The sequence below is a fragment of the Microcoleus sp. Pol12B4 genome (assembly GCF_036701385.1).
Taxonomy (GTDB): Bacteria; Cyanobacteriota; Cyanobacteriia; order Cyanobacteriales; family Microcoleaceae; genus Microcoleus.
This window is the reverse complement of record NZ_JAUBQR010000069.1, coordinates 1-22,369: the sequence shown is the minus strand read 5'-3', so window position 1 is coordinate 22,369 and position 22,369 is coordinate 1. Positions and strand designations below refer to the sequence as shown.

Below are 22,369 nucleotides of genomic sequence, written 5' to 3'. Positions count from 1 at the left end.
TTTTTGATCTTTTCCCAATATTCCGCCCTTAACTTTTGGACTCTTTCAGTCCAGCCTTGGCTACTGTGCCATGTTTTTTTTTACGATTGAGTCCTAATCTCTGTAAGTAGCGACACATTGCCGTCCGGCTCACCCAATTTCCCGTCTTAATAGCGAATAATTCACACAACTTTACCAAGGTAGCATCTTGATGCTCGGCCACCAGTGTTCTGATGAGTGTTTCCGCATTTGTCAGGTGACTAAATTGTGGTTTACCCCTCTGTTTAGGCTTTAAATTTCCCTCGACTTGTTGTTGTTTCACCAGTTTTTGGACGAGACTTTTGCTGACAGCAAACCTGATGGCAACTTTCCTAATTGACATCTTTTCAGTCAAATGTGCTGTTACTATTTTTGCTCGGAGATCGAGGGAATAGGTTTTCATTAGCTTTGAATACAAAATGATATTTTATTGTTATTCTATTGTACCCCATTACAGCGGGAACCGCTGTAACTTGCCAAGGTCTTTAGCTAAGACTCCCGGAATTTCTGTGATCACATACCAGGTTGAATTTTCGGGAACGGTCTCTATATCCGTTGTTATTTCCCAGTAACGCAATGCTCTCTTTTTCCCATAAATAATTTCTCTAATATAGCGGACTTCTCGGCTACCATCGGAAAATATCCGCTCAAAATTACGCCATTTATTAGCTCTAACCCTTTGCTCGCTTTGGCAACCCTACACTGTGATTACTGCGAATCGCAGAGCGCCAATTGAAGGTTTAATCCTTGTAAACAGCGAATGAATGTACTCGTACTTTCTCCATATAAGCTATCAGCCAGAACACAGTCTATTTCACACCCCATTGCTTTTATTTCTCTAATCATCTGGCTGGCTATCTGGGGTTTGCTTCGGTAACTATCATTGAGTTTAAGTCGTTCTTTAGGTTGATAAATTTCAAACATTAATGGGAAAGTTAACCCATCTACTAGACCATAGCTGACCACAGCCACTATGCCATTGTCAATTTTTCCCAGTCGCCCTAAATATTGTCTCGCTACATAATCTGTGGCTTTTCCTTTTTTTGGATCTCCAGTTTCGTCAATAATACTATTTTTCGACCTTTGACAATTTTTAAGATTAATTCTAGCCTTTGCCTTCTTAAGGCTTGAGCCTCCCAGGATGATTGGGTAAGAAAGTGATGCAACCCTTGAGTATTTTCTAGCCCCATTATCTCTGCAATGGCTGGTAGCGTCTTACGTTTAATATCAGAAACTATACCAGCATGAAGGTGGGTAAAAGCTTCAAAGCTTCTGACTTCTGAAAACAGATTTCTTTAATAGCTACAATACTCATCAATCAATTTCAAGGTTGAATCAGCTTGGCGAGGCTTAACCATAGACCCAGCTCTGGTTTGAGAGATTTTGTTCTATTATACTCTTCCTAGAGTGACAGCAGATTCCATGTATATATGATACACTGTACTTAGTAAATAAGCGAAAAAAATGAAACCCTATTCGATCGAGTTGCGTGAGAAAATAGTTAAAATTTATGAACAAGGTGATACATCAATTAGGAAAGTAGCTGCCAGATTTGATGTAAGTAAAGGGTTTGTTCAAAAATTTTAAAAACAAACGACTGGTCCTGTTCAACCCAGAAAACAGGGTGGAAGCCTCAAAAGTGTGTTAAACTCTCGCCGAACAGAATTGACCCAGATGGTAGAAAAATATCAGGATAGCTAGTTGTCAGAATATTGTGAATATTGGCGTTTGATCTAAAACGAAGCTGTCAGCCCTAGCATGATGTGTCGCAGGGTAAGCTCATCTAATTTGGTATAAATTGTACTGGACAAAAAGACAACTAGAGAAAACGTGGCATTCACATATTAGCAATTCTATAATGCCTTAAAAGCTAAATCATCAAGCCGTAAAACTCAATTAATCAAGGATTCGCACCAGTTGCAGCCTTAATTTTCCCGTTAAGTACGATTTTTAGCTAGGAGCCAACCTTGGCAAAGATCGTGTAAATTGGACCAGCCTCGCCAGAAGACTTGAATCCCAATCGGAGATTTACGACGATGTTCAAGATAGCCGCCAAGATAAGCAACCGATTCAACTGCCCAAGGAATTGTTAACACAGCCGGAAGCTTAGGGAATCTAGCTGATAAGACCTGAATTTGAACAGGACTAAGAATCTCATATCAATTTTATATGAAGTTGCATAGAATGAAGATAATGTTTAGAAGGCATCAGTGATGACACGCCAACTGATTCTGGCGATCGCAGAAAGTGCAGAGAGTTTAGAACAACAACTAAAAACCAGTCGTACAGCTAGCCAGAAAGAATGGTTGCAAATGTTGTGGTGCCTGAAACCTGGACAAATCACTCAACATAAAACCTTGGCCCAACGGCTCGGACGCGATGGTTCCACAGTAACGGGCGTGGTTGCAAAAGTATCGTCAAGGAGGATTGTCCGAATTGTTGGTAGTAAGCTAGCGCACCCGGAAAATTACCCCACTTAACTCCAGAGGCACTCGCCGGATTACAAGAAAGACTGCAACAACCACGCCCGTTTCAAAAGTTACGGGGAAATCGTGGAGTGGCTGAATCAGACTTATCAACTGAACCTGACATACCCCACAGTCTATCATTGGGTACACTATCGGCTGAAAGCTAAATTAAAAGTGCCACGCCCCAAAAGCGCGAAACAAGAACCTAATGCCGTGAGGCGTTTTAAAAAAACATCGCCCCAGCCCTGTTGACCTATCAACGCTTGTTTGGAAATGGACAACGGCTACGTTATCTATGTCAAGATTAGATCCGCTTGGGACTCAAAACAGAAACAGGGAAAGTAATTATGGCGTTTGGAGTGAAGCCGATGGCACCCGTACTCTGGAAGCGTGACAATTTTTGGCTGTACGGAGTGGTCGAACCTTTGAGCGGCTGGCATTTTTGTCAAGAATACGCTCACCTCAATACTCAAAGATTTCAGGAGTTTATTGATGCCCTCTCAGATCAACCGGGAGAGGACATTGCACCAATTCAACTCGATCAGGCGGGAGGCGATGTGACCAGCGCTCTGCGCTGGCCTGATAACTTGATTCCGGTTTGTCAACAGGCACATAGCCCCGAACTCAATCCTATTGAAAGGGTTTGACAATTTATCAAACAACAATTCAAAGGAGAAGTGTTTCTGACACTTGTGGAATTGCGTGAACAACTGAATCAGGTTCTGCAAGAAATCACACCTGCAGAAATCAGTTCACTATCTTCTTACAGTTTCATTCTTGAAGCTTTATTCTATGCAGCTTCATATTAAATTGGTATTACGACTAATGCTAAATATAAGGCAAGCTTCACTAATCTTTAAGCCATCAAGCTTGATTGCTTGGATCACTTTTTGACGGAGATCGTAACTGTATGGTTTGGGCATGGGTTTCGCTCCGGCACAGCCGGAGCAAGATTAAGGGATTGTTACAGTATAGGGCTTAACCGCCTTGGCGGTTGCTATAATGCTCGAAATCTAACACCTATCTAAGAAGGAAAATTATCCGGCTTTAAGAAGTTTAGAAAATCTTAAGGTTCTGATTTAATCTGCTTAAGTGGGTTAAAATTGAGCATTTAAAGAAGGTTTTTTTAGTTATTTAGTAAGACACAAATTCTGGTTTTTGTCAAATTAATTTAGATGCGTTTACCCTGGAGGTTGCTACAGTCACAGCGAAGGCAATATCTGCCAGTACAACGGTAAAGCTCTCTTGACCCCAATCAGGCTCATCATCAACACGTTTTTATCTCGACACTGCGTTCTATCAATGGCGACATTCAACTCTTGTTTCTTTTTAAATTGAGTGAACCAGATATATTTAAGCAGAGGAAACCAAAGCTTTTCAATATTGAGGATAGGTAGCTTGAGAAATCGTTGAATAGAACGTCGTCGGCTCTCAAACATTATTGGGTATGGCATCAATTTCGCCAATAACTCAATACTCACTTGTTTATGGGTAGGGAGCAGAAAAAATAAAATAGTCAGACTCAAGTATTTGGCGTTTTTGAGCTGCTGTTGGAAACAAATTTGGTATAATTGAGGTAACATTTTTAAATGATGGGGCTTCTTAACAATACTGACCCCATCTTTTTTTCCCCTAAATCGGTCATAACCCCGTCATCTGTATATGTTGATATATTTTACAGCATAAACTCAGGAGAGCCAGAAACTTTATATATTTCTGCGTCTCGGACTGATATAAAAAAATAAAATTGAAAGTTTTGGTTTTCTTCCTCAACCTAATCTACACTATTAATAATTTGTGTAAGAGGAATGTTTATTACTAACTCTCATTATTCACGACACGGAAGTTACGGAAATACGGATCACTGTTGTTTTTCGGAGTCCTTCTTCTTTCTTTCTTGCTTCTTCCTTCTTATTTTAACGTCCCCATTCCTCGTTACTAATTCCCAAATGACTCGCTTAGCCACAACAATAGAAGCCATACTTTACTTAAAAGGTCAGCCAGTGTCGATCGCAGAAATTGCCGAAATTGCCAAGTGCGATCAAGCCGAAGCCGAAGACGCCATCATCGAACTCATGTCTGACTCGTCCCACCGCGACAGTGCATTAGAAGTCGTCGAAACCCCCACGGGATACAGCCTGCAACTCAGAGAAGAGTTTGCCAGTTTAATGCAAACTTTAATACCTCCAGAATTAGGTGTGGGAGCTTTGCGGACGCTGGCGGCGATCGCCCTCAAAGGCGGCATCGCTCAGCCAGATTTAGTTAACTTGCGAGGTTCAGGAGCTTACCAACAAGTGCAGGAGCTGGTAGAAATGGGTTTCGTCCGCAAACGGCGACCGACTGAGGGGCGGTCGTATTGGTTACAAGTTACCGAGAAATTTCATCGGTACTTTCAAGTAGATCAACTGCCAAAACAATTGCAACTTGACTTTCAGGCAAATTTGTACCCAAGCAATGACGAGTAGTTTGAAGTAGAATGTAACCAGCCAGAAATTAAGAATCGCCAAATGGTTTTTCACCCTGACTTTGACACATCCAATGCCCAACAAACCGCAGTCAATCCACTGCTGAAGTACCTCCAACACCAATCCCCGGAGGTTCTAGCCCGCGTCGCCAAGTCCGTCAGCCCCGACATCAGAGAAATAATCTCTCATAACGTTCAAGGACTTGTCGGCGTTTTGCCTTCAGAAAATTTTAACGTCGAAATTACCACCGATCGCGAAAACTTAGCAGGTTTGCTAGCTTCAGCGATGATGACAGGCTATTTTTTGAGGCAAATGGAGCAGAGGATGCACCTCGAAGAAAATTTAGCAAGCACCAGCTCGATTCAACCCAACTCGCCCAAAGACAAGTAAAAAGATCAAGGGGTTGGGGAAGCCAGAAAGATGAAAGTTGTTCAGAAACATCCATAATCCTGAATCATCGAGGCACAGGGAATTAAGAAACCGGGCTGTTAACCGGGTATCCCTCGCCCTACACCAAGGATTTTGGTGAAAAAACCCGGTTGCTACGTCCAGCACTATAAAGCATCAGATTTATCTTTCATCCTCCACGGTTTGCCACTAATAGCAGTTTCCCAAAAGAAAGCAACTGTAGGTAAGCTTCAAATCCTTATCCAGTAAGTCATTCCCAATTCTGTAATCGAAAATCTCAAATGGTATTACCCACCGGCGGAGCTACCCGATAGGGGAAAAGCACCCGGACGTACTTTTATATTCTGAACTTGACCCAAACGGTTAATTTCCAGTTCGAGTTCTTTGCCAACAGCAGTGTTTTCCACCCGTTCTTGCACGTCGCCGGGAGTGTTAACCGCAATTCCGTCAACTTTTTGAATGACATCTCCGGGGCGCAAGTCGGCTTTTTGAGCGGGGGAATTTTCCACGACTCGCGCCACGGCTACGCCTTGATCGAGGGTAATTTTATTATTATCGAGCTGTTTGTTGAGTTCGGCCTTGGTGGCTGCAGTCAAGCTGACCATTTGAATGCCGAGATAGGGATGTTCGGCTTTACCTTTGGCGAATAGCTGATCGGAAACTCGTTTGGCGGTTTCGATCGGAATTGCAAATCCCAAGCCTTGAGCGTCCGCGCGGATAGCGGTATTGATGCCAATTACTTCGCCTTGGTCATTCAGCAGCGGGCCACCAGAATTGCCGGGGTTGATGGCGGCGTCGGTTTGGATGAAGCGGACTCGCTTGTCGGGGATGCCGACTTGGGAACTCGATCGACCCGTAGCGCTGATAATGCCCACAGTCACGGTATTGTCGAGACCTAAAGGATTGCCGATCGCGATCGCCCACTGTCCCGGTACAATATTGTCCGATCGACCCAAAGCCACCTGTGGCAGTTCCTTAGCATTAATCTTAACCACAGCAACATCCGTCAGCGGATCGACTCCCTGCACCTTACCCTCAAACTCGCGGCCGTCTTTGAGCGTCACCTTGACAGTATCCGTCCCGGAGACAACGTGAGCATTAGTAACGATGCGGCCGTCCGAAGTGAGAATAAACCCGGAACCCGTACCTCTCTTGGTTCGTTCTTCCGGCTGCGGCAAATTCTCCCCAAAAAACCGACGAAACAAAGGATTTTTGAATGCTTCCGGCACTTGATTCGCCACCTTGCTGGATGCGTCAATCCGCACTACAGCCGGGCCGACTTTTTCGGCTGCTTCAGCAATAAAATTGGGATTGCTGCGATCGACTGCCCGATTTTCCAGAACTGGAGGAGAGGGATAGGGGGGGATTTGCTGGCGTACTACTGGCAAAACCAATCCGGTTTCCAGATTGTTTGAGCCTTGCAGATAGCGATTTCCCAACCATCCCATACCTCCGCCGATTGACAGCAGAGTCACATAAAGGGTCGCTTGCTTAAAAGATAAACTCATTTAATAACTCCCGCTAAATACCTCATCCCCGCAGACAGGTTCCGAATCAAGCATTTTTGTCTTGGCGACGGGAAGGAAGCGGGGCGGGGCGTACCGCTTCCTCAAGAACATAGCTGTTAACAGGCAGGCGCTGATAGGCATCACAGGCAATTTTGCCGGATTTGCCAAGAGCGAATCAAACTAATAATTCTCATCCTAACTTGGCTTAGCCTGGGATTTACACTCTGGGGGGTGGCTAGAGCTTTCAAATATGCAGTTTCACAGGATTTTAAAATTGTCAACTGTCCGAAATGAATAGTTTTTTATGTACATAATGACTTTTAAACGCTTATTTCCGCTGATTTTTGCACTAATTTGGTCGATCGCACCCGTTGGGAAAACGGTGGCAAATACCGAAATCCCACCTGCAAATCTTTCTTCAGGTACACCTGTAGAAAACCCCGACCCGGCCCGCGATTGCCCGAGTCCGGCTATGTCTCGGTTGCGCCGCCATACTGTGGCCCAGGGCGAAACAATAGAAAGCATCGCGCGGCAGTACAATGTGATTCCTTCGGCGCTGATCGGAATAAATCCGAGGTTGCGGGGCGGTGGAGTATCTGCTGGAAGTGCGATCGTCATTCCTCCGTACAGTGGCATCGAGGTAGAAGTGCCTGCGGGCGGGAATTGGCAAAAACTGGCAGAAGCTTACAAAGTGCCCGCAGATTTGCTATTTGAGGCGAATGGGTGCAGGCCTTTGGGGCAAACGGTGTTTGTGCCAGCGGTGAATAGGTCGATCGGGCCTTCTATCAATCCCGATGCAACGCCATCGGTGCAAGGATTTCCGCTGCCCGCCCCAGCAGTGGAAGCTTTGCGTTACGGGCGGCAATTGCATCCGGGGCGGCGCGAATTTTTTTTCCACAGCGGCGTAGATTTTTTGGCGTCGGAGGGTACGCAGGTTTTGGCCGCGGGCGAGGGGACTGTCGCCTTTGCCGGGCCGCAGGGGGATTACGGGAATTTAGTGGTGGTGAACCATGAAGCGGGGAAGCAAACGCGCTACGCTCATTTGAAAGATATTGCGGTAAAAGTCGGTCAAAAAGTGCAGTCTGGAGAAGTTTTGGGAACTGTCGGGACGACGGGAAAACGGGACATTCCGCCATCTCATTTGCATTTTGAAGTTCGGTACAATTCCGGTTTGGGTTGGGTTGCTGAAGACCCGCTGCTTTATTTGCAAGCGACTATTAAAAAATAGGATTGTTAGTGTGCTGGGGGGGTGAAAAGCCGCACCAAATCCAGATGGGGTAAGGATTGAGCTGTGTTGTGGTAAAAAAAGATAGGCAGTAGAATTATTACACGATTGCCTATTCCCAAAAATATGTTACCAACATTTTACGAGACTCACTTACAAAAACAACTGACGCAAAACCCGTTTATTTTACTCACAATCTTTTTGAACCTGATAGAATCCGAGACACAAGTAACGATCGCACTAATCGGGTTCCCATTAATCACTTATTGGTGAACAACTTATTGCCCGATCGCACATTTCTCTCAAATTTGATCGCCCGATCAACAAAAAACCCGATCGCACATTTCTCTCCAATTCGATCGCCCGATCAACAAAAAACCCCATCGCCCATCAACCAAAAAATCCGTTCGCCCCAATCAACACAAAAATTCGATCGCACATTTCTATCAAATTCGATCGCCCTGAAACTCGCTACATTAGGACTTACGATGGAGGCCGAGAAACCGGGTTTTTGACGACAAGATGCTTTGCAGCCCACAGATTCGGTAAAAACCCGGTTTCTTTGGTGGGAGTGCGTCCAGGACGGTACACAAAAAATTAGATCGCCCGAATCAACCCAAAAATCCGATTATCGCCCGCCGCTAACTTCCTCCAATCGCAGGAAATGCACCCGACCCGACGCATCGCCCGCTACAACTGTCACTCCATCAGGCAAAATTGCACAGCATTTGAAGCTAAAATCTCCGCTGAAACTAGCAATTTCTTTGCCAGTAAGCAAATCCCAGATTTTTAGGGTGTTATCCAGTGAAGTGGAAATCGCGGTTTTGCCGTCTGGTGCGATCGCCACTGCTGTTACCCAGCTAGTATGACCGGTGAGGGTTCTAACTTCCGTACCTGTCTCGGTGTCCCAGATTTTCAGGGTTTCATCTGATGAACCGGAAATCGCTGTATTGCCGTCTGGTGCGATCGCCACTGCATATACCGAGCCAGTATGACCGATGAGGGTTCTAACTTCCGTACCTGTCTCGGTGTCCCAGATTTTCAGGGTAGAATCCCATGAAGCGGAAATCGCTGTTAAACCATCGGGTGCGATCGCCACTGCTGTTACCAAGCTAGTATGACCGGTGAGGGTTCTAACTTCGGTATCTGTCTTGGTGTCCCACATTTTCAGGGTGTTATCCCCTGAAGCGGAAATCGCTGTATTGCCGTCGGGTGCGATCGCCACTGCATTTACCAAGCTAGTATGACTGGTGAGGGTTCTAAGTTCCGTACCTGTCTCGGTTTCCCAGATTTTCAGGGTTTTATCCCGTGAAGCGGAAATCGCTGTTAAACCATCGGGTGCGATCTCCACTGCATCTACCGATTTAGTATGACCGGTCAGGGTTCTAACTTCGATACCTGTCTCGGTGTCCCAGATTTTCAGGGTAGAATCCCATGAAGCGGAAATCGCTGTCAGGCCGTCGGGTGCGATCGTCACTGCTTCTACCCCGCCACTATGACCGGTGAGGGTTCTAACTTCCGTACCTCTCTCGGTGTCCCAGATTTTCAGCGTGTTACCCCGTGAAGCGGAAATCGCTGTATTGCCGTCGGGTGCGATCGCCACTGCTTCTACCCAGTCACTATGACCGGTCAGGGTTCTAACTTCTCTACCTGTCTTGGTGTCCCAGATTTTCAGGGTTTTATCCCATGAAGCGGAAATCGCGGTTTTGCCGTCTGGTGCGATCGCCACTGCTGTTACCCGGTTAGTATGACCGATGAGGGTTCTAACTTCCGTACCTCTCTCGGTGTCCCAGATTTTCAGGGTGTTATCCTCTGAAGCCGAAATCGCTCTCTTGCCGTCTGGTGCGATCGCCACTGCATTTACCCGGTTAGTATGACCGGTGAGGGTTCTAACTTCCGTACCTCTCTCGGTGTCCCAGATTTTCAGGGTGTTATCGTATGAAGACGAAATCGCGGTTTTGCCGTCTGGTGCGATCGCCACTGCTTGTACCCGGTTAGTATGACCGATGAGGGTTCTAACTTCCGTACCTGTCTCGGTGTCCCAGATTTTCAGGGTTTTATCCCATGAAGCGGAAATCGCGGTTTTGCCGTCTGGTGCGATCGCCACTGCATTTACCGACTCAGTATGACCCGTGAGGGTTCTAACTTCCGTACCTGTCTCGGTGTCCCAGATTTTCAGGGTTTTATCCTCTGAAGCGGAAATCGCGGTTTTGCCGTCTGGTGCGATCGCCACTGCTCTTACCGAGTTAGTATGACCCGTGAGGGTTCGCAGACATCCTTCTCCGGGCCGCTCTAAATTAGCCCTCAAAGGCCGCAACCAAACACTATCTTTCGACTGCTTGGCTTGTTCCAGCAACCCCTGAATATCAGTCATTTCAAAATCTAGCAACCTCCCCAATAATTGCCCTGCTAATTCAGTTTTATCCTTTTCCAAAATGTGCGCCGACTTGCGAATTGTCCCTTGAATCAACCCCAAAGTTCCCGTTTGCCACTCCGACAGCAACACATCAGAAATTCTCGCCAAATCGTAATCCTCAATTAACGCTTGAACCCCCAAGGCATCCAGCTTAGCCTCAATAAAATCAAAATCCGTTAACAACTGATGCAGCCGTTCCCCTTGAACACTCTCTGCCAAATGCCCCGGTAGAGTTTCCAAAGCATAAAGCCGCTTTTTCGGCGACAGTTTTTTCAACCGTTCTTTAAATTTACTCATCGCCGTACAAATCCTCCCACAAATTATCAGAAATCGCCGTTTCGATATCCCGCAGCGAAACCCCAGCTTTCTGCACTACATCCTTACGATGCAGAAATCTTTGGAAACTCGCGTGATAGATACTGTAATCCGGCGGAGTGTCGCTGCTACGGCGGAGAAACTGTTCCCAATCATCCAGAACTTCCTGCAAATCCAAGGCATCTTCCTCAGCAAAATCAGCCAAAATATCGCAGGAAACAGGCTTGCGAGTTTTGGTCAACAAATAAATCACCTTCAACTTCCGGCGGCGCAATTCTTTATCTTTAACCGCCATTTCCATCCGCGCCCAGTGCTTCTCATAATATCCTTCCAACTCCCTGGGCAAATCTTTCAAAGTCACATCGCTGTACTTGCCGCTATCGATATCATTCAGCACATAGCGGAGGTACATAAAGTTATTCTGGCTTTTTTCCGCCACCGCCGCCACAAACTGTTGTCGCTGCAAATTTTGACGGCTAATCCAACTCTGAATTGACGCGCTGTTGCTGGTGCGTTTGTCAATATAAAGCTTGACATCCGCCAAACTTTCTGCACTGTACTGCATCAAATCAAAAGGCTGATGATTTGGCAAAGGCAGAGTTTTCGGCTGCTTCGAGACAATAAAATAAACATTATCCGGCAAAGCATCAGGCAAATAGAGGACATTGCTGCGGCGCGCCTGCAAACTGAGATCGACTTCATCGAGGGCATCCACGACCAAAATCAACTTTTTGCCACCCAATTTAGCGCTGACTTCCCCCAACAATCGGCTGAGAAAATTGCCATCTCTGGTGGCATTTTCCGGTAGTAGTTCCGGATAATTTAGTTGAAAGCCTCGAATTAACTGAAGGCAGGCATTTTCGAGAAATTGTTCGGCGCGGACAATGCCTTGAGATTGCGAGTTAAAATGGGCCACACAGCACCGCTTCAGCAGCACCACTAACTTTGCCATAATTGAACTTTTCCCGACACCCGGATCGGCTTCTAAAACAAAATATCCTTTGCGGTTGTTCTGCAAAAATTCGGCAATGGCTGCAAACACAAATCCGCGGCCGGTAAAGTCTTGAGTCCGGTCTTGAATAATCGTGTTGCACTCGTAAGGAAGCCGCAATCGGGGCGTGGAAGTATCAACTAATCTTTGCAGCGATGCTTTAACCTGGGCCAAATCATCGCGGATGCCAATTTCTATGGCTTCCAATTTCACCATCACTTGACAAATCTGCTGCCCAGTTGCCACGGCCTCCAATTTGTCCAGAATTTCCCCATTTTGCAGCCCCAAATCTTTGAGTTCTGCCAAAGCAATTTGGTGCAGATTCCACAGCATCGCCGCAAACTTTCCTCCTCCCTTCGCCGCATCCAGTTTCAGCACTTGGCGGTACGCTTTCGGGAAAGTTGCGTACAGCTTGTCCGCCACATATTCCACGATTTCCGCATCGAAGGATTTGCCCTCGCTGGTGGCGAATTCGTTGACGAAAGTTGCCCAATCTGCCGTTGTCAATCCGGTAACTCAATCGAACTCCTCGGCATCCGCAGAAAAAATCAGATTTAGCTGCTCTTCGGAAATATTTAAACCCCTTGACAAGTCGGCTGTATTCGTGTTGATATCCAGCCAGTATTGAGGAGTTTTCTCGGCTAATTGACCGATCGCCCTTTCAGGAGAAGGCAAATTTTTGCTAAGTGCGATCGCAATTAATTGAGGGGACGAAGCAACCTCTCTCAAAATATAGGCGATCGCCTCACCCGCGGCCTTAATCAAATCGTGATTGTCGAGAATATTCCGATTTTTCCCCAGTTGGTCCGCCATCCGATTTCCGAGGTCATTAGCCGTCATATTCCCCGCGATACCACCGACGATCGTCGCTAAGATAGAAACTCCCCCAAGTGCGATCGTACTGCCCGTTAAACCCGTTGCTAGCACTCCCGGATGGGCGATCGCGCTTGAAATAAGTTGTCCAATAACCATCACCGCACTGCATCCAATAACCCTAGTTTTAAGATTAGCTAAGTTCATTCGCGACATAAAATAAATATTCTTCTTTTAAAAAGTTGGTCGTAATTATATCTTGCACGCTTGTGTTTAGTCCGTCGGGGGTTTAAACCCCCGCCTCATAGCGAAAGTCGGTTGAAACCGACTGAAAAGTTAGTTGATATCAAAAGGTTTTTAGTCCTCATTGCGAGGACTTGCGCTATGAGACAGGGGTTTTAAACCCTGGCGGTTATTGCAAATGCAATAACTTAAATATTGCAACTACAAAACAGCAGCAACACTTGCCATCAACAACCCTTGAAACAATTTCACCCCATCAGTTTCGCCCAACATCGGATCGGATGCCCGTTCTGGATGCGGCATCATTCCTAACACATTGCCTTGGCGATTGCAAATACCGGCAATATTATTTAACGAACCGTTGGGATTCCCAGTATCGCTAATTTTGCCCGCCGGAGTGCAGTAGCGAAACAACACTTGCTTGTGCTCTTCTAGTTCTGCTAAAGTATCGGCATCGGCATAATAGTTGCCTTCACCGTGGGCGATCGGCAAATCGATGATTTCACCCGTAGTATAAGCTGCCGTCCAACGAGTATTACCGCGCTCGACTTTCAAAGAAGCGCGATCGCAAATAAAATTCAATCCCGCATTCCGCACCAGAGCACCGGGCAACAAACCAGCTTCAGTCAACACCTGAAAACCGTTGCAAATACCCAGTACAAGTTTGCCCTGTTTCGCGTGTTCCGCAGTAGCCCGCATCGCCGGAGAAAAACGGGCGATCGCGCCGCACCGCAAATAATCTCCGTAACTGAAACCACCGGGAATTACAATGATATCAATATCCGAAATATCGGTATCTTCGTGCCAAATCATGCGAGTTGGTTGGTGGAGTAACCCTTGAGTCACCCATACCACATCGCGATCGCAATTTGAACCCGGAAAAACAATAACTCCAAATTTCATAAGCTGAAGGAAGAGGGAAGAAGGAAGAAGGAAGAGGGAAGAAGGAAGAGGTGTCAACATAAGACTAAAATCTTATGTTTTTCTCTCTTGTATCGAAGTCTCGATCCCCCTAAATCTCACTTAAGAAGGGGGACTTTGAGTCGTTCTAGTTCTTGTATTGTTAACACAGACTTTGAGAACCTCTTGTCCCCCCCTTATTAAGGGGGGTTAGGGGGGATCGAAGAGCTAGGGGCGATCGAATTTATGCCGCCGCTGTCTCCACAGCAACAGGAATTTCAGTCAAATCAAAGCGATAATTTTCAATCACTGGATTGGCTAAAAGTTGGTCGCAAACGCGATCGAGTTGTTCGCGCGCCTCCGACTCACCAGCAGCAGTCAGCGTCAATTCAACATACTTCCCGATACGAACGCCCTCAACATTGTCGTATCCCATGTGTTGCAAACCAGACTGTACGGCTGTTCCGGCGGGATCTAAAACAGAAGGGCGGAGGGTAACATAGATTTGGGCAAGATATTTCTGAGTCACGGGAATGTTGCGGTAGGTGATGTGAAAGTTAGCCCCATTGTATTCTACAACCGAGCTGCGCGCCGATCGCCATTTGGTTCGCCCAAGTAAGATAGCCTAGAAATAGGGACAGATGTGATTCCAGCAGATTCGAGAAAAAAATTATGAGAACCAACCACACCCGCAGTCAGGAGCGTATTTTACACTTGCTCAAGCACTTGAATCGATCGCTCTCAGCGCAAGATATCTACTTAGAACTGCGTAACAGCGACCACAGCATGGGCCTAGCAACAGTTTACCGCTCCCTCGACGGTTTAAAGCGAGAGGGGTTCGTTCACGTCAGAACTCTCGCTAGTGGCGAGTCTCTCTACGGTGCCGCCCACCAAGACCAACATCACTTAACTTGTCTGGAATGTGGCACCTCCATTACGATCGACGAATGCCCCGTCCACCACTTAGAAAGCCAACTACAACAATCTCATTCTTTCAAGATTTATTATCACACTTTGGAGTTTTTCGGATTGTGCGATCGATGTACTTTGGCTCAAGAATCTTAGAGAAGCTATTAGTCATGAGTGATATCAATTCCGGTTGCACGAGCGAAATGATAGTTGACTGTTGACTGTTGACTCGGTGTCGAACCACGCAGGCGGGTTTTGTTTGTGTGGCGACAGATTTCAACCTGTTGTTTTATTAACTCGCTCAAGGATGCAAAAACTCTAAATGGTCTCCTGGAATCGATCGCAATTTGGCAGCCGAGCCTTGCATTTTCAATCGGCCGCGTTCTAACATGATAATCCAATCGGCGCGATCGATCACTCGCGGCCTGTGACTGATAAAAATCGTCGTTTTCCCGTGCCGATACATCAACAATTGTTCTAAAACTTCCGCTTCGCTTGCGGGGTCAAGCCCTGCGGTAGACTCGTCTAAAATCAATACGGGCGGGTTGTTGAGAATGGCGCGGGCGATCGCCAATCTTTGTCTTTGTCCGCCAGAAATATTCGCTCCAAACTCTCCTAAAACAGTTTGATATTTATCAGGCAATTGGCTGATAAAGTCATCCGCACCCGCAATTTTGCAAACTTTAACAATCTGTTCAAAGCTGATATCTGGACTGCCCAAACGAAAATTTTCGAGAATCGAACGGCTCCAAAAATGCGCTTCTTGAGGAACCAATACTACCTGCTGTCTGAGACTGTCGAGAGACAAATCCTGTAAGTTGTAACCGCCAATTCTAATATTACCAGATTGCAGCGGGTACAGACCAGCAATTACTTTCGCCAGCGTACTTTTTCCGCAGCCAGAATAGCCGATCAAGGCAACTGCTTGACCGCCGGGAAATGTGACAGAAAAATTTTCCAGCAAGTCAAGTCTGCCGGGGTAGTGAAAATTAACACCCTTGCAAACAATACCGTCGCGGTCTTGAATAGTTACAAAAGGTTTATTCGTATCGTCTTTAGTTTCCGGTTCAGCATCGATGACTTCCGACAGCCGTTGAGTTGCTGTCTGCACGCGAGTCATTTCATCAGTAAATCCTACTAGCGAATTCACCCAAGTAGTAACGTTTTGATTCATGCTAATAAACGCTAGCAACTGACCGATACTCAATACCTTGTCAATCACCAAACCGCTACCAAGCCACAGCAGAGTAATGCTGCCAGCAGAGGCAACAAAACCAGAAAATATATTGTTGAGAATGCCAATTTGTGTAGTGCGGAAAGTGAGCTTTGCTAAGCGACCGAAGCGGGTTTGAAATTCTTCCCAAAGTTGCTGACCGCTGGTAGTAGTTTTGACCGTCAGCGCGCCTTTAAAAGTTTCTACTAAAACGCCTTGAGTTTCTGCTTCCAGTACAAATAAACTGCGCGTTTTTTGCTGCAAAACTGGCAGAAATACCACTGTAGAGGCAGTCATTAAGAGAGCTATAGCTGTAGCTGCTAAAGTCAGCTCTTTGCTGTAAAATAACATAAAAATAAAAGAAACTACAGCTATAAAAAATTGACTAGGCAAGCTGATAGCGGCTTGAGAAACTAATTTATTTATTTCTTGGATATCTTGTAATCTACTGACGATTTCGCCACTGCGTCTGGTTTCGTAAAAGCTCAAAGGCAATCGCAGGAATTTGCGCGCAAATTCCATCACCAATCCCAATTCTAAGCGCTGGGAAAACTGAGCAATTAAGTTCGACTCTACCAATCCTAAACTGCTGCTAAAAAGGTTCATAACTATAACTGCGATCGCCACACTCGCCAGGAGTTGTCTGTCGCCCCGCACCAGGATGTCGTCGGTGAGCAGTTGAACTAGAAAAGGCGAAGAAATTGACAGCAAACCCAACACCACATTCAGCAAAAATGCTTCCATTAAAATCGGGCGGTAAATCCCAATCCGGCGCATCCATTTTTGTAAGGAATTAGCGGGCGGTTGACCCTCTGCGGCCACAAAAAACCGCTCAGCATCGGGTTCTACTAGCAAGCACAGCCAATCTGTCCAAGCTGCTGCTAATTCTGCTTTAGAAACATAGCGCATACCGACAGCGGGATCGCCGATCGCATATTTGTCGCCCTGCTTTCCGTACAAAACAACCCAGTGATAACCGCTCCAGTGAATAATTGCCGGTAAAGGCGCTTCCTCAATTTGGTCTAAAATAGCAGCCGCGGCTCGCACGGATCGAGCATTAAAGCCGATCGCCTCAGCACCTTGTTTCAAGCCCAGCAGAGTCGTCCCTTTTTGGCCGGTGCCCGCACATTCTCGCAAGCGGCTAATAGTAAAATTTTGTCCGTAAAATTTCGCGATCGAAGCCAAACAAGCCGCCCCGCAATCTTCTTCGCTCTGCTGGAGAACAACCTGATATTTCTTAAACCTGTTAACTTGTCCGAATAATGGCATTTTGCCGATCAAAGGGATGTTCTTTAACATTTTGCAAAATGAATAATGGTAGAGCATAAAGAAGATTACTCATCACCAACTACCCAATCAGCAAAAAGCACCCATAAAGTTATGGGTGCTTTCTCGATTCCACAGTTATAGATCTGAATTGACTAGCACTAAACTTTAGTAGTAGGCGTAGCGGACTACTCTTCTGTATGAACCGTCGCAATTCCGGCGGTACACGACCCAACTGCGCCGCTGCCGGTGACAATTGTCTCGATTGACATAATAGTGACCGCCGTTGACGCTAGCTGATTCTTCAGGGGTGAGTTCAGCAAACAGTGAATTGTCCTTTGTTTCTTTCATGATTAGACTCCGTTTAACTTAATAAAATTGAAGGGAAACTAGAAATATTATTTAATTTCTAGATTCTCGTGTAAATACTGAGTAATACTTCTTGTAGTCCTGTACGACATCCGGAATACTACGGATAAATTTTCAAAATTTACTTTATCGCACAACTTGACTCAGCTATCTAAACCACTAGGGTTGGGTAAGGGCGATCGCGGCTCGGATCGTACAGATAAAGCTGGCTAGGCTGCGGCAGGAAAAACAGCATAGTAAGACCCTCGCGGCTGCTGTTATCCGTCTCGCTGTTGCTTTTAGCACCGCTAACACCGCTGGTAATATTGCCACCGTTGACAGTAGCAGATTCTCCATCGGTTACTTCGATGAAGAGTGAACCTTGTTGATTTTCTGACATAAATAACTCCTATTAATACCTATGTACTGACTTACTACCTACGCATACAGTAAAAACCCGGTAACAGTGCCAAAAGTCATTGCAAAAATCCCATATTTTCCTGACTGTAGCCCGCAGGCTTCACTCCTCTTGATATTTGGGGAAGTTTGTGGGTGGGAACGGCAAAGCTGTGCGGATTTTTACCTTTACCCTGTGAATTTTGATTTAGACTTCTAAACCTATGCTTGGTTTCCGGAAAGCTGATCGTAAAAGTGACAAAACAAATCAGCGATCTCTCCCTCCCCCTAACTCAAAACTCCAAACTCCAAACTATTCCCCTCTCCCCCTTGCCGCCATGTCTCTCACTCCCGAAGCCACACCCGCTGAAACCTTTGATAACGACCAGTTTTTGCCCCCTGTCAGCCGCTGGACGACTTTGGGGGGCATTTTGATGGTAGCGACCTTTGGCGCGGCGATCGCCCTCGCTAGCGTCACCAAATACAGCGCTACAGTCAAAGCAGACGCGATCGTCCGTCCAGCCGGAGAAGTGCGCGTCGTGCAAGCAGCCACCGAAGGAACCGTCGAAAGCATTGCTGTCAGCGAGAATCAGACAGTAAAAGAAGGAGATGCGATCGCAGTTATAGACGCTTCGCGTTTAAGCGAGCAAAAAAAACAGTTACAAGAAATAATTAATCAGTCTCAACCAGCAGCACAGCAAATCAACCAGCAACTGCGCGACTTAGAAAATCAAATTTTGGCCAGCGCCCAATTTAAAAGCATCCAAAGTGAAAGTTCCGCCCAACAGGAATTAATCGAATCCGCTTTAGTTAAATTCGCCACATCGCTGCCAGATGTCGCCGAGAGACTGGGCAGAAGTCGGCGGGTTTTGCTCGTCAAGCAAGCCTCCATTCAACAACAATTAATTAAAGCTAAAAAAGAACTAAATCAAATTGACTTAAAACTCGAAAATAGCGTCATCCGCACACCCACGGATGGTACAATTCTCAGACTGGAAGTACGAAATACTGGTCAAACCGTACAAGCCGGCAGCGCGATCGCCCAAATCGTCCCCAGCGACGTACCCCTGGTAGTCAAAGCCAAGGTGACATCCCAAGACATCGCCCGCATCCAAATCGGCCAACCCGTACAGATCAGGATTTCGGCTTTGCCTTTTCCCGATTACGGCACATTAAAAGGAACTGTCAGCGAAATCGCCCCAGATGCGATCGCCACTCAAAATCCCACTAATAATTTAGGTACAGCTTATTACGAAGTGGCAATTAAGCCCGAACAAACTTATTTAACAAAACTCAAATCCGCCAACGGCCAATTCTTCGGAAACTCCCAGGCTAATGTCCCCCGCCAGTATTCGATTCAATCGGGAATGGAAGGCAGAGCCGATATTATTACGGGCGAAGAAACTGTTCTGACATTTGTTTTACGCAAAGCAAGGTTGCTGACAGATTGGTAATTAGTCAGTTGTCAGTTGTTAGTTGTCAACAGTCAACAGTCAACCGTCAGCAGTCAACAGTCAACCGTCAACCGCCAGAAAATTAGAGGCTCTGAAATTGAAATAACGTGTCAATATAGAAATGTGACTTCAATTCTATTCTTTCCTCATGGGCAAACAGCGCGTTCTTTCTGGAGTTCAGCCAACAGGCAATCTTCACCTCGGCAATTATCTCGGTGCCATTCGCAACTGGGTAGAAAATCAAAGTCAGTACGAAAATTACTTCTGCGTAGTCGATTTGCACGCAATTACCGCACCGCACAATCCAGCAACTCTCGCCTCCGACACTTACACGATCGCCGCACTGTATTTAGCTTGCGGCATCGACTTAGAATATTCTACTATTTTCGTGCAATCCCACGTCTCGGCGCACACAGAACTAGCATGGCTGCTAAACTGCATTACGCCGATTAACTGGCTCGAAGATATGATTCAGTTTAAAGAAAAAGCAGTTAAACAAGGTGAAAATGTCAACGCCGGCTTGCTAAATTATCCCGTGTTAATGGCAGCAGACATTTTGCTTTACGATGCCGACAAAGTGCCAGTGGGAGAAGACCAAAAACAGCATTTGGAACTCACCCGCGATATTGTCATCAGATTAAATCACCAATTCGGCACACCCGAAAAGCCAGTCTTGAAACTTCCCGATCCCTTAATTCGGACTGACGGTGCGAGGGTAATGAGTTTGACAGATGGCACGCGCAAAATGTCTAAATCTGACCCTTCCGAACAAAGTCGAATTAATTTATTGGATTCGCCAGATACGATCGCCAAAAAAATCAAGCGCTGCAAAACAGATGCCGTGCGGGGTTTGACTTTTGACGACCCCGATCGCCCCGAAGCTAGAAATTTGCTGACACTTTATCTCCTGCTTTCCGGCAAATCTAAGGAAGAAGTAGCAACAGAGTGTGAAAACATGGGTTGGGGAGATTTTAAACCCTTGCTGACAGAGACGACAATTAATGCCCTCAAACCAATTCAGGATAAATACAAGGAAATAATGGACGATCCGGGATATTTAGACTCTGTACTACGTCGCGGAAGAGAACAAGCAGAAGCTATTGCTAATCAAACTCTAACTAAGGTGAAGACAGCTTTCGGTTATTCTTTACCTGTTTAGTTGTTAGTTGTTAGTTGTTAGTTGTTCTTGGTTAGTTGTTAAAAATGACAACTGCCAACTGCCCACTGACAACTGCCCACTAACAACAGTCAACCGTCAACAGTCAACCGTCAAATAACAAATAACCAATAACAGACAAATAATCATGAACCGTTTTCGCACAGCCTGCACCACCCCCGGAGAATTTATAATTACTGCCGAAGTTGCCCCACCAAAAGGTGGCGACATAACTCACACAATTCAAATGGCTGAACGCCTCAAAAACAGAGTTCATGCAATTAATATCACAGACGGAAGTCGCGCAGTTTTGCGAATGTGCCCCCTAGCAGTTTCGGCGATTTTAGTGCAGCACGGAATTGAGCCAATTTGTCAAGTTGCTTGTCGCGATCGCAATCAAATTGGCCTGCAAGCGGATCTCATGGGAGCCCACGCTTTAGGCATTCGCAATGTATTAGCACTCACAGGCGATCCCGTCAAAGCGGGCGACCATCCTAAAGCAAAAAGTGTATTCGATTTGGAATCAGTTCGGCTATTGCAAGTTATTCAAAAAATGAACGGTGGCCAAGACTGGAATGACAAACCTTTAACCGACGGAGTTACTGATTTATTTGTAGGTGCAGCAGTCGATCCGCAATGCCCCAGTTGGTCTGGTTTGCAAAGTCGATTCGAGAAAAAAGTAGAGGCTGGAGCACAGTTTTTTCAGAGTCAATTAATTACAGATTTTGAAGTTTTGGATAAGTTTATGCACCACGTTGCAGCGGGCTGCAACAAGCCTGTCTTAGCAGGAATATTTTTGTTTAAATCAGCTAAAAATGCTGAATTTATTCAAAAATACGTGCCGGGAGTTCACATTCCACAAGAGACTATCGATCGTTTAGCAAAAGCTCCCGAACCCTTGCAGGAAGGCATAAAAATTGCTGCCGAACAAGTCAAACTAGCGCGGCAGATTTGTCAAGGAGTTCACATGATGGCTGTCAAACGAGAAGATTTAATTCCTCAAATTTTGGATTTGGCAGGAATCGAGCCGCTGAGCTAAACTTAAACGTAGGGGCGGGTTTTACTAATTATCAATTCCTAAAACTAACGATTTCGTAAAATCATAAACCCGCCCACTCCCGCGCTACCATTTTGAACATCAATAAAACAATCATGCTTCAAACTGTAGACAATCCAACCACTTCTCTTGCAGTCGAACAACGTTTCACTGGGCGCGGTGTGACATGGCCTCAATTCAAGGCTATTCAAGCTGGCTTTGAAGACGTGCCGAATGTACGCTTATTTTATTGTGAGGGAGTTTTAGAAATTGTGGGTACTGGAAGGTTGCATGAAGCGATTAGGTGTTTGATGGGCTTGCTCACGGGACAGTATTTTCTGCAAAGAAGAATTGTATTTTTTCCCAGCGGTACTTACAGTCAGATTGTCGAAGATCAAGTAGAGTATCAGGCAGATTTGTCTTATTGTTTCGGAACTATTAAAGATGTGCCAGATTTATGTATTGAGATTGTTATCACTAGCGGTAGTCCGATTAAACTTCAGAAATACCGACTGATGGGAGTCCCGGAAGTCGGGTTTTGGCAAGATGGCACTCTAGAGCTTTACCATCTGCCAGAGGAAGGTTACGATCGCATTATTAGCAGCGAAGTGCTGCCTGAGTTAGACTTGTCTTTGCTTAAACGCTGCATTTTGTTTGCTTCACATTTGGATGCGCTTGAGGAATTTTCTAGAGGAAGGGGCGATCGGGAAAATTGACCAATAAATTACTTTTGAAATTCCTCGTTCGACTAAACGGTTATTAAATAGGAGCAACTGGCAATGACTGACTCAGAAATACTTAATTCTGATACCATTAAAACA

22 protein-coding genes and 2 pseudogenes are annotated in these 22,369 nt (G+C 45.8%); 12 read left to right on the top strand and 12 right to left on the bottom strand.

Features of this window, described 5'->3' with window-relative positions; genetic code table 11:
* Positions 1-28: 28 nt before the first annotated feature.
* Both QUA38_RS12070 and QUA38_RS12065 read right to left on the bottom strand, forming a co-directional pair.
* Entirely contained in the window at positions 29-421 is a 393-nt protein-coding gene (locus tag QUA38_RS12070; protein ID WP_333162040.1) for a transposase, read from the bottom strand.
* Between the two features lie 72 nt (positions 422-493).
* A pseudogene (locus QUA38_RS12065) lies at positions 494-1,376 on the bottom strand (IS701 family transposase); the annotation flags it as partial.
* A gap of 855 nt (positions 1,377-2,231) precedes the next feature.
* Here QUA38_RS12065 and QUA38_RS12060 point away from each other — a divergent pair.
* From QUA38_RS12060 to QUA38_RS12055, 3 genes are all read left to right on the top strand, one after another.
* Entirely contained in the window at positions 2,232-2,498 is a 267-nt protein-coding gene (locus tag QUA38_RS12060; RefSeq protein WP_333162038.1) for a hypothetical protein, read from the top strand.
* A gap of 72 nt (positions 2,499-2,570) precedes the next feature.
* Positions 2,571-2,738: a winged helix-turn-helix domain-containing protein gene (locus tag QUA38_RS29330; protein WP_445305049.1), complete on the top strand. Its 168-nt coding sequence runs from the start codon at positions 2,571-2,573 to the stop codon at positions 2,736-2,738.
* A gap of 62 nt (positions 2,739-2,800) precedes the next feature.
* On the top strand, positions 2,801-3,133 hold the full coding sequence (locus QUA38_RS12055) for a hypothetical protein (RefSeq protein WP_333162036.1): 333 nt from the start codon (positions 2,801-2,803) through the stop codon (positions 3,131-3,133).
* Between the two features lie 165 nt (positions 3,134-3,298).
* On the opposite strand, the pseudogene QUA38_RS12050 reads toward QUA38_RS12055, so the two are convergent.
* A pseudogene (locus QUA38_RS12050) lies at positions 3,299-3,409 on the bottom strand (IS630 family transposase); the annotation flags it as partial.
* A gap of 1,026 nt (positions 3,410-4,435) precedes the next feature.
* Between QUA38_RS12050 and scpB the strand changes: the two are divergent.
* Together scpB and QUA38_RS12040 are read left to right on the top strand one after the other, a co-directional pair.
* Positions 4,436-4,951, top strand: a complete 516-nt coding sequence (gene scpB / locus QUA38_RS12045; RefSeq protein ID WP_333162034.1) for an SMC-Scp complex subunit ScpB — start codon at positions 4,436-4,438, stop codon at positions 4,949-4,951.
* Positions 4,952-4,993: 42 nt separating this feature from the next.
* Positions 4,994-5,341: a DUF760 domain-containing protein gene (locus tag QUA38_RS12040; RefSeq protein WP_006635907.1), complete on the top strand. Its 348-nt coding sequence runs from the start codon at positions 4,994-4,996 to the stop codon at positions 5,339-5,341.
* A 305-nt stretch (positions 5,342-5,646) separates the two neighbouring features.
* Here QUA38_RS12040 and QUA38_RS12035 read toward each other — a convergent pair whose 3' ends face one another.
* Positions 5,647-6,867: an HhoA/HhoB/HtrA family serine endopeptidase gene (locus QUA38_RS12035; RefSeq protein ID WP_333162032.1), complete on the bottom strand. Its 1,221-nt coding sequence runs from the start codon at positions 6,865-6,867 to the stop codon at positions 5,647-5,649.
* Positions 6,868-7,171: 304 nt separating this feature from the next.
* On the opposite strand from QUA38_RS12035, the gene QUA38_RS12030 reads away from it, so the two are divergent.
* Positions 7,172-8,095 (top strand): M23 family metallopeptidase, encoded by a 924-nt coding sequence (locus QUA38_RS12030; protein WP_333162030.1) that lies wholly within the window; start codon positions 7,172-7,174, stop codon positions 8,093-8,095.
* Between the two features lie 266 nt (positions 8,096-8,361).
* The gene (locus QUA38_RS12025) at positions 8,362-8,607 is read left to right on the top strand and encodes a hypothetical protein (RefSeq protein WP_333162027.1); all 246 of its coding nucleotides are present in this window, start codon (positions 8,362-8,364) and stop codon (positions 8,605-8,607) included.
* Between the two features lie 113 nt (positions 8,608-8,720).
* Here the strand turns inward: QUA38_RS12025 and QUA38_RS12020 are convergent, their stop codons facing one another.
* The 5 genes from QUA38_RS12020 to purS all read right to left on the bottom strand — a co-directional run bounded on the left by QUA38_RS12020 (position 8,721) and on the right by purS (position 14,299).
* Positions 8,721-10,805: a beta-propeller domain-containing protein gene (locus QUA38_RS12020; protein WP_333162026.1), complete on the bottom strand. Its 2,085-nt coding sequence runs from the start codon at positions 10,803-10,805 to the stop codon at positions 8,721-8,723.
* Positions 10,798-12,321 carry an ATP-binding protein gene (locus QUA38_RS12015; RefSeq protein ID WP_333162024.1) on the bottom strand — a complete coding sequence of 508 codons (1,524 nt, stop codon included), beginning with the start codon at positions 12,319-12,321 and terminating at the stop codon, positions 10,798-10,800. The genes QUA38_RS12020 and QUA38_RS12015 overlap by 8 nt, the downstream gene beginning before the upstream one ends.
* 9 nt (positions 12,322-12,330) lie before the next feature.
* Positions 12,331-12,843: a hypothetical protein gene (locus QUA38_RS12010; RefSeq protein WP_333162022.1), complete on the bottom strand. Its 513-nt coding sequence runs from the start codon at positions 12,841-12,843 to the stop codon at positions 12,331-12,333.
* A gap of 228 nt (positions 12,844-13,071) precedes the next feature.
* Positions 13,072-13,773 (bottom strand): phosphoribosylformylglycinamidine synthase subunit PurQ, encoded by a 702-nt coding sequence (purQ, locus tag QUA38_RS12005; protein WP_333162020.1) that lies wholly within the window; start codon positions 13,771-13,773, stop codon positions 13,072-13,074.
* A gap of 241 nt (positions 13,774-14,014) precedes the next feature.
* Positions 14,015-14,299 (bottom strand): phosphoribosylformylglycinamidine synthase subunit PurS, encoded by a 285-nt coding sequence (gene purS, locus QUA38_RS12000; protein ID WP_333162017.1) that lies wholly within the window; start codon positions 14,297-14,299, stop codon positions 14,015-14,017.
* A gap of 143 nt (positions 14,300-14,442) precedes the next feature.
* Between purS and QUA38_RS11995 the strand changes: the two genes are divergently transcribed.
* Positions 14,443-14,835, top strand: a complete 393-nt coding sequence (locus QUA38_RS11995; RefSeq protein WP_333048558.1) for a Fur family transcriptional regulator — start codon at positions 14,443-14,445, stop codon at positions 14,833-14,835.
* 145 nt (positions 14,836-14,980) lie between these two features.
* Here the strand turns inward: QUA38_RS11995 and QUA38_RS11990 are convergent, their stop codons facing one another.
* From QUA38_RS11990 to QUA38_RS11980, 3 genes are all read right to left on the bottom strand, one after another.
* Positions 14,981-17,191, bottom strand: coding sequence for a peptidase domain-containing ABC transporter (locus QUA38_RS11990; protein ID WP_333162016.1), 2,211 nt, complete (start codon positions 17,189-17,191; stop codon positions 14,981-14,983).
* Between the two features lie 135 nt (positions 17,192-17,326).
* A complete protein-coding gene (locus QUA38_RS11985; protein WP_333042006.1) occupies positions 17,327-17,509 on the bottom strand; it encodes a hypothetical protein in 183 nt (60 codons plus the stop codon).
* Between the two features lie 169 nt (positions 17,510-17,678).
* Positions 17,679-17,906 (bottom strand): secretion protein HlyD, encoded by a 228-nt coding sequence (locus QUA38_RS11980; RefSeq protein WP_333059709.1) that lies wholly within the window; start codon positions 17,904-17,906, stop codon positions 17,679-17,681.
* A gap of 334 nt (positions 17,907-18,240) precedes the next feature.
* Between QUA38_RS11980 and QUA38_RS11975 the strand changes: the two genes are divergently transcribed.
* From QUA38_RS11975 to QUA38_RS11960, 4 genes are all read left to right on the top strand, one after another.
* Positions 18,241-19,356: an HlyD family efflux transporter periplasmic adaptor subunit gene (locus tag QUA38_RS11975; protein WP_333162013.1), complete on the top strand. Its 1,116-nt coding sequence runs from the start codon at positions 18,241-18,243 to the stop codon at positions 19,354-19,356.
* 148 nt (positions 19,357-19,504) lie between these two features.
* Positions 19,505-20,515, top strand: coding sequence for a tryptophan--tRNA ligase (gene trpS / locus QUA38_RS11970; protein WP_333162011.1), 1,011 nt, complete (start codon positions 19,505-19,507; stop codon positions 20,513-20,515).
* 145 nt (positions 20,516-20,660) lie between these two features.
* A complete protein-coding gene (locus QUA38_RS11965) occupies positions 20,661-21,551 on the top strand; it encodes a methylenetetrahydrofolate reductase (protein WP_333162009.1) in 891 nt (296 codons plus the stop codon).
* 113 nt (positions 21,552-21,664) lie between these two features.
* Entirely contained in the window at positions 21,665-22,264 is a 600-nt protein-coding gene (locus QUA38_RS11960) for a Uma2 family endonuclease (RefSeq protein ID WP_333162007.1), read from the top strand.
* Positions 22,265-22,369 lie beyond the last annotated feature (105 nt).

What these genes read in the sequence shown, in the direction of transcription:
- QUA38_RS12040 (WP_006635907.1), top strand. Translation starts at nt 4,994, where the DNA reads ATGGTTTTTCACCCTGACTTTGACACATCCAATGCCCAACAAACCGCA.
- QUA38_RS12035 (WP_333162032.1), bottom strand. Translation starts at nt 6,867, where the DNA reads ATGAGTTTATCTTTTAAGCAAGCGACCCTTTATGTGACTCTGCTGTCA.
- scpB (WP_333162034.1), top strand. Translation starts at nt 4,436, where the DNA reads ATGACTCGCTTAGCCACAACAATAGAAGCCATACTTTACTTAAAAGGT.
- QUA38_RS11990 (WP_333162016.1), bottom strand. Translation starts at nt 17,191, where the DNA reads ATGTTAAAGAACATCCCTTTGATCGGCAAAATGCCATTATTCGGACAA.
- QUA38_RS12060 (WP_333162038.1), top strand. Translation starts at nt 2,232, where the DNA reads ATGACACGCCAACTGATTCTGGCGATCGCAGAAAGTGCAGAGAGTTTA.
- QUA38_RS11965 (WP_333162009.1), top strand. Translation starts at nt 20,661, where the DNA reads ATGAACCGTTTTCGCACAGCCTGCACCACCCCCGGAGAATTTATAATT.
- QUA38_RS12070 (WP_333162040.1), bottom strand. Translation starts at nt 421, where the DNA reads ATGAAAACCTATTCCCTCGATCTCCGAGCAAAAATAGTAACAGCACAT.
- QUA38_RS11985 (WP_333042006.1), bottom strand. Translation starts at nt 17,509, where the DNA reads ATGAAAGAAACAAAGGACAATTCACTGTTTGCTGAACTCACCCCTGAA.
- QUA38_RS11975 (WP_333162013.1), top strand. Translation starts at nt 18,241, where the DNA reads ATGTCTCTCACTCCCGAAGCCACACCCGCTGAAACCTTTGATAACGAC.
- purQ (WP_333162020.1), bottom strand. Translation starts at nt 13,773, where the DNA reads ATGAAATTTGGAGTTATTGTTTTTCCGGGTTCAAATTGCGATCGCGAT.
- QUA38_RS11995 (WP_333048558.1), top strand. Translation starts at nt 14,443, where the DNA reads ATGAGAACCAACCACACCCGCAGTCAGGAGCGTATTTTACACTTGCTC.
- trpS (WP_333162011.1), top strand. Translation starts at nt 19,505, where the DNA reads ATGGGCAAACAGCGCGTTCTTTCTGGAGTTCAGCCAACAGGCAATCTT.
- QUA38_RS12030 (WP_333162030.1), top strand. Translation starts at nt 7,172, where the DNA reads ATGTACATAATGACTTTTAAACGCTTATTTCCGCTGATTTTTGCACTA.
- QUA38_RS12010 (WP_333162022.1), bottom strand. Translation starts at nt 12,843, where the DNA reads ATGTCGCGAATGAACTTAGCTAATCTTAAAACTAGGGTTATTGGATGC.
- QUA38_RS12020 (WP_333162026.1), bottom strand. Translation starts at nt 10,805, where the DNA reads ATGAGTAAATTTAAAGAACGGTTGAAAAAACTGTCGCCGAAAAAGCGG.
- QUA38_RS11980 (WP_333059709.1), bottom strand. Translation starts at nt 17,906, where the DNA reads ATGTCAGAAAATCAACAAGGTTCACTCTTCATCGAAGTAACCGATGGA.
- QUA38_RS11960 (WP_333162007.1), top strand. Translation starts at nt 21,665, where the DNA reads ATGCTTCAAACTGTAGACAATCCAACCACTTCTCTTGCAGTCGAACAA.